Raw genomic sequence first — 5,882 nt, 5'->3', positions numbered from 1 at the left:
CCGGACACCCCGCCCGCAGCCGACGCGCCCGCCTGGCCCCCGCCCCCGCCCGGCTGGAAACCCGCCACCGGCCTGCGCTACGGCCTCCACACCCACGCCCAGTGGCTGGCGTACGAGGGCATCCACCTCGCCCTGGAGGTCTGACGCGCACCGGAAAACGCGGAGGTCCCGCACCCGGGCGGGCGCGGGACCTCGTAGCGGTGCCGGAAGGTACTGACCGGGCGTCAGACCGCCGGAGCCGGGTAGGTCGGGTACTCCACCCCGGAGACGTACTGGACGACCCGGATGACCTGGCACGAGTAGCCGAACTCGTTGTCGTACCAGAGGTAGAGGATGGCGTTGTCGCCCTCGACCTTGGTGGCGCCGGCGTCCACGATCGAGGCGTGCCGGGAGCCGATGAAGTCGCTGGAGACCGCGTCGGGGGCGCTGATGAAGTCGATCTGGCGCTTGAGCGGCGAGGTCAGCGAGACGTTGCGGAGGTAGTCCAGCACCTCGTCGCGGGTGGTCTCGCGGGCCAGCTGGAGATTGAGGATGGCGATCGAGACGTCCGGGACGGGGACCCGGATCGAGCTGCCGGTGATCTTCGCCTCGAGGTCCGGAAGGGCCTTGGCGACGGCGGAGGCGGCGCCGGTCTCGGTGATGACCATGTTGAGCGGCGCGGAGCGGCCGCGGCGCTCGGACTTGTGGTAATTGTCCAGCAGGTTCTGGTCGTTGGTGAACGAGTGGACGGTCTCCACGTGGCCGCGCAGCACGCCGTACTCGTCCGCCATCGCCTTCAGCGGCGGGACGATCGCGTTGGTGGTGCAGGACGCGCAGGACAGGATCTGCTCGTCCGGCTTGAGCATGTCGTGGTTGACGCCGTGGACGATGTTCGGGACGTCGCCCTTGCCCGGCGCGGTCAGCACGACCTTGGCGATACCGGGCCGCAGGTGCTTGGACAGCCCCTCGCGGTCGCGCCACTTGCCGGTGTTGTCGATGAGGATGGCGTCCTTGATGCCGTACGCCGTGTAGTCCACCGAGGACGGGTCGTCGGCGTGGATGACCTTGATCTCGTTGCCGTTGGCGACGATGGTGTCGTTCGCCTCGTCGACGGTGATGGTGCCCTGGAACTGGCCGTGGATGGAGTCGCGCCGCAGCAGCGAGGCGCGCTTGACGAGGTCCTCATCGCCGCCGCCGCGGACGACGATGGCGCGCAGCCGCAGGCCGTTGCCGGAGCCGGCCTTCTCGATCAGCAGGCGGGCGACGAGCCGGCCGATGCGGCCGAAGCCGTACAGCACGACGTCCCGGCCCTCGCCGCGCTCGATCTTGTTGGCGCCGGTCGCGCCGGCGACCGCCTCGGCGGTGAAGTCCACCACGGACAGCCCGCGGTCGTCCGCCTTGTACGTGGCGGCGAGCATGCCGAGGTCGATCTGCGAGGGGCCGAGGTCGAGGGTGGCCAGGGCCTGGAGGAACGGCATCGTCTCGGTGACCGAGAGTTCCTCACCGGCGATCTGCCGGGCGAAGCGGTGGGTCTTGAGGATGCTGACCACCGACTTGTTCACCAGGGAGCGGCTGTGCAGCAGAACCGTTACGTCCCGCTCCCGGTGCAGCTTCCCGATGATCGGGATCATCGACTCCGCGATCTCCTCGCGGTTCTTCCAGTTGGTGAACGAGTCGTCGTTGACAGTCACAGGCTTATCTCTCGATCGAGCTAGGCGGTGCTCATATGCTAACCCGCCCGGTTTTCGATCTTGCAGCGGGTGCCGTTCCGGCGGGCGGCCGGGGTCCCGGCCGGCCGGGCCGGGTCAGGCGCCGGCCGCGCCGCCCGGTGCCGGCGGCAGCGGCTGCTCGGCCCAGATGACCTTGCCCTGCGGGGTGTAGCGGGTGCCCCAGCGCTCGGTCAGCTGGGCGACCAGGAACAGGCCGCGGCCGCCCTCGTCGGTGGTGGCCGCGTACCGCAGGTGGGGCGAGGTGTTGCTGCCGTCGGCCACCTCGCAGACCAGGGTGCGGTCGCGCAGCAGCCGGACCCGGACCGGCGGGGTGCCGTAGCGGATGGCGTTGGTGACCAGTTCGCTGAGCACCAGTTCCGTGGTGAAGACCAGGTCGGCCAGGCCCCACTCGGTGAGCCGGTCGGAGACCTCGGTCCGCATCCCGGCCACCGCCGCGGGGTCGAACGGGACGTCCCAGTCGGCCACCCGGTCCGGGCCCAGGGTGCGGGTGCGGGCGATCAGCAGCGCCACGTCGTCGTGCGGGCGGGTGGGCAGCAGCGCGTCCAGCACGGCCCGGCAGTGCTCCTCCGGCGACCGCTCCGCGCCGGCGAGGGTGTGCGCGAGCAGGTCCATCCCCACGTCGAAGTCCCGGCTGCGCTCCTCGACCAGGCCGTCGGTGTAGAGCACGATCTGGGTGCCCTCGGCCAGGCTCAGCTCGGCGGTCTCGAACGGCATCCCGCCCAGCCCGAGCGGCGGCCCGGCCGGCAGCTCGGGGAACTCCACCCCGCCGTGCGGGTGGACCAGCGCCGGCAGCGGGTGCCCGGCCCGCGCCATCGCGCACCGCCCCGAGACCGGGTCGTAGATCGCGTACAGGCAGGTGGCGCCGGTGATGCCGGGGCCGCCGCCGCTGTCCGCCTCCTCCTGGTCGATCCGGTCCACCAGGTCGTCGAGGTGGCTGAGCAGTTCGTCGGGCGGCAGGTCGAGGGTGGAGAAGTTGTGCACGGCCGTGCGCAGCCGGCCCATCGTGGCGGCGGCGTGCAGGCCGTGGCCGACCACGTCCCCGACGACCAGCGCGACCCGGCTGCCGGGCAGCGGGATCACATCGAACCAGTCCCCGCTGACCCCGGACTGCGCGGGCAGATAGCGGTGCGCGACCTCCAGGCCGCTCTGCTCGGGCAGCGCCCGGGGCAGCAGGCTGCGCTGGAGGGTGACCGCCATGGCGTGCTCGCGGGTGTAGCGGCGGGCGTTGTCGATGGTGACCGCGGCCCGCGCCACCAGCTCGTCGGCCAGCGACCGGTCCTCCTCGTCGAACGGTTCGGGCCGGGAGCGCCAGAAGTTGACCACGCCGAGGATGATGCCGCGGGCCATGAGCGGGACGCTGATCATCGAGTGGATGCCGTACTCCACGATCCGGCGGGTCAGCACCGGGTCCTGGGTGTGCCAGCCGTGCGCCTCGGACAGGTCGGGGACGACCTGCGACCGGCCGTCGCCCAGGCCGCGGGCCTGCGGGGTGGCGGGGGCGAACGCGATGCGCTGCCCGACGGGGTAGAGCGGCGGATCGTCGCGGATGCCGTGGGCGGCGGTGCGGCGCATCTGGCCGGCCGCGTCGCCCGGCTCGTCACCGCGCAGCACCGGCTCGGCCAGGTCGACGGTGGCGAAGTCGGCGAACTCCGGGACGGCGACCGCCGCCAGCTCCTCGGCGGTGCGGACCACATCGAGGGTGGTGCCGATGCCGACACCGGCGTCGTAGAGGAGTTTCAGGCGCTTGCGGGCCACCTCGGCGCGGCCGGACAGCGCGCGCAGTTCGGTGGAGTCGCGGATGGTGGCGACCGTGCCCATTCCGCCGTCGTCCCGGCGGGTGGGGCGCTGGCTGACCGCCAGCAGCCGGCCGCCGGCCCGGTGGACCTCGTCGGTGGCCTCCCGGCCGGACCCCAGGAGTTCGGCCATGCCCTCGTCCAGGCCGGCCAGTTCCGACAGGTGCCGCCCCTCGGCGTCGTCGGGGAGGGCCAGCAGCCGCCGGGCCTCGTCGTTGACGAGCAGCACCCGGCCGTCGCCGCCCATGATCACCACGCCTTCGCGGACGGCGTGCAGCACCGCGTCGTGGTGCTCGTACATCCGCGACATATCGGCGGCGCCCAGGCCGTGGGTCTGCCGCCGCAGGCGCCGGGAGATCAGCGCGGTGCCGCCGGTGGCCAGGACGAGCGCCAGGCCGCTGGCGCCGAGGATGACCGGGAGCTGGCGGTTGACGGCGTGGGTGACGTTCTTGACCTTCAGCCCGGCCGCCACCAAGGCGATGACCGAACCGCCCGGCCCGTGGACCGGCACGATGGCCTGCTCCTCGTGCCCCAGCGGGCCGTGGACGCTCTCGGTCCGGACGTGGCCGGCCAGCGACGGGGCGATGTCGCCGATGAAGTGCTTGCCGATCAGCTCCGGGCGGGGGTGGGTGTAGCGGATCCCCTGGTCGTTCATCACCACGATGAAGTCGACGCCCGCCTGTCTGCGGGCCCGCTCGGTGAGCGGCTGGAGGATCGCGGTGGGGTCGCGCGAGCGCAGCGCGGCGGGGAGGCCGGGGGCGTTGGCGAAGGTCTGCGCGACGGCGACGGAGCGGTTCCGGGCCTCCTGCTCGGTGTCGTGCCGGGACTCCAGCAGCAGCGCCGCCATGGCGCCGATGACCAGCAGCAGGCCCACCGCCACCTGCAGCACGAAGACCTGCCCGGCGACGCTCCACGGGCGCCTGGCGGTCAGTGACCGTACCGATCCGCGCCGGTATCGGCCGGACCCGTCGACCATGCTGCCCTTTCTAACACCGTCCGGCGCGCCGTGCCGCCGGGACTCCGCCGCCCGGACCCGTCCGCCCTGACGGGCGGCGGGTGGGCGGGGCTCTTAGATTGGTGGCAGTCAGCCATCCGGGCGCGCGGATCGGCAGGAAATGTGACCACACCACGGATCGACTACGGCGCGCTCTTCGCCGCCGCCCCCAGTCCCTATCTGCTACTGGGCCGGGACCTCGTGATCGCCGACGTGAACGAGGCGTATCTGCGGACCACCGGCCGGACCCGCGGCGATCTGGTGGGCCAGTACCTCTTCGACGCGTTCCCGGACAATCCCGCGGACCCCGCCGCGGACGGGGTGCGGAACCTCTCCGCGTCCCTGCACCGCGTCCTGGCCACCGGCGGCCCGGACACCATGGCCCTGCAGAAGTACGACATCCCGCGCGCGGACCGGCCCGGGCAGTTCGAGGAGCGCTGGTGGTCGCCGGTCAACACGCCCGTCCTGGCCGCCGACGGCTCGGTGGCGTGGATCATCCACCGCGCCGAGGACGTCACCGCCTTCGTCCAGGCGCGCGAGGCCCACCACCGGCTGCCGGCCGGCGGCGTGGCCGACAGCCGGGAGGAGAGCATGGAGACCGAGCTGTACGCGCGGGCCAGGGAACTCCAGCACCTCAACGACGAACTGCGCCGGGCGCACGCCCGGGAGCGCAAGGTCGCCCTCGCACTCCAGGAAGCGATGCTGCACTCCCCCGACCTGGACCGGCACCGGGACGTCGCGGTCCGCTATCTGCCCGCGGCCGGCTCGCTGAACGTGTGCGGCGACTGGTACGACGTCGCCGACCTGCCCTCGGGCGGCTTCTCCGTCGCGGTCGGCGACGTGGTGGGGCACGGCCTGAAGGCCGCCACCGTCATGGGCATGCTCCGCAGCGCCCTGTCCGCCGCCGTACGGGCCGTGGACGGGCCCGCCAAGGCGCTGGAGGTGCTCGGCCTGTACGCCAGATCGGTCCACGGCGCGCTCGCCACCACCGCCGTCCAGACGGTCGTCGACCCGGTGCGGCGGCGCATCATGTACAGCAGCGCCGGCCATCCGCCGCCGGTCCTGCTGCACCCGGACGGGAGCGGGCAGCTGCTGGACCAGGCCACCGACCCGCCGCTGGGCGCCCGCCCGGAACACGTCGCGCGCCCCCAGGCGGAGGTGCGCTACACCTCCGGCGACGCCCTGGTGCTCTACACCGACGGCCTCATCGAACGCCGCGGCGAGGACATCGACGCCGGTCTGAACCGCCTGCTGGACGCCCTGGCCCGCTTCCCCCGGGTCAGCCCGGAACGGCTGGCCGATGCGGTGCTGGCCCGGATGGATGTGAGCGGCGGGGCGCCGGACGATGTGGCGTTGGTGATCGTGCGGTTGTGAGGGGGGCGGGGG

General features: G+C 72.9%; 3 protein-coding genes. 1 reads left to right on the top strand and 2 read right to left on the bottom strand.

Annotated features, from left to right (window positions below; genetic code table 11):
• Positions 1-224 precede the first annotated feature (224 nt).
• Together ADL22_RS09845 and ADL22_RS09840 are read right to left on the bottom strand one after the other, a co-directional pair.
• Positions 225-1,670 (bottom strand): glyceraldehyde-3-phosphate dehydrogenase, encoded by a 1,446-nt coding sequence (locus tag ADL22_RS09845; RefSeq protein WP_066975874.1) that lies wholly within the window; start codon positions 1,668-1,670, stop codon positions 225-227.
• A 114-nt stretch (positions 1,671-1,784) separates the two neighbouring features.
• Complete coding sequence (locus ADL22_RS09840; protein WP_066975872.1) at positions 1,785-4,478, bottom strand: SpoIIE family protein phosphatase; 2,694 nt, start codon at positions 4,476-4,478, stop codon at positions 1,785-1,787.
• 141 nt (positions 4,479-4,619) lie between these two features.
• Here ADL22_RS09840 and ADL22_RS09835 point away from each other — a divergent pair, with 141 nt between their 5' ends.
• Positions 4,620-5,870 (top strand): PP2C family protein-serine/threonine phosphatase, encoded by a 1,251-nt coding sequence (locus tag ADL22_RS09835; protein ID WP_066975870.1) that lies wholly within the window; start codon positions 4,620-4,622, stop codon positions 5,868-5,870.
• The last annotated feature ends 12 nt before the right edge of the window (positions 5,871-5,882 follow it).

The organism is Streptomyces sp. NRRL F-4489, from assembly GCF_001509485.1.
GTDB lineage: Bacteria > Actinomycetota > Actinomycetes > Streptomycetales > Streptomycetaceae > Streptomyces.
Note: the sequence above shows the minus strand (reverse complement) of the source record. Positions and strands in the feature narration are given on the sequence as shown.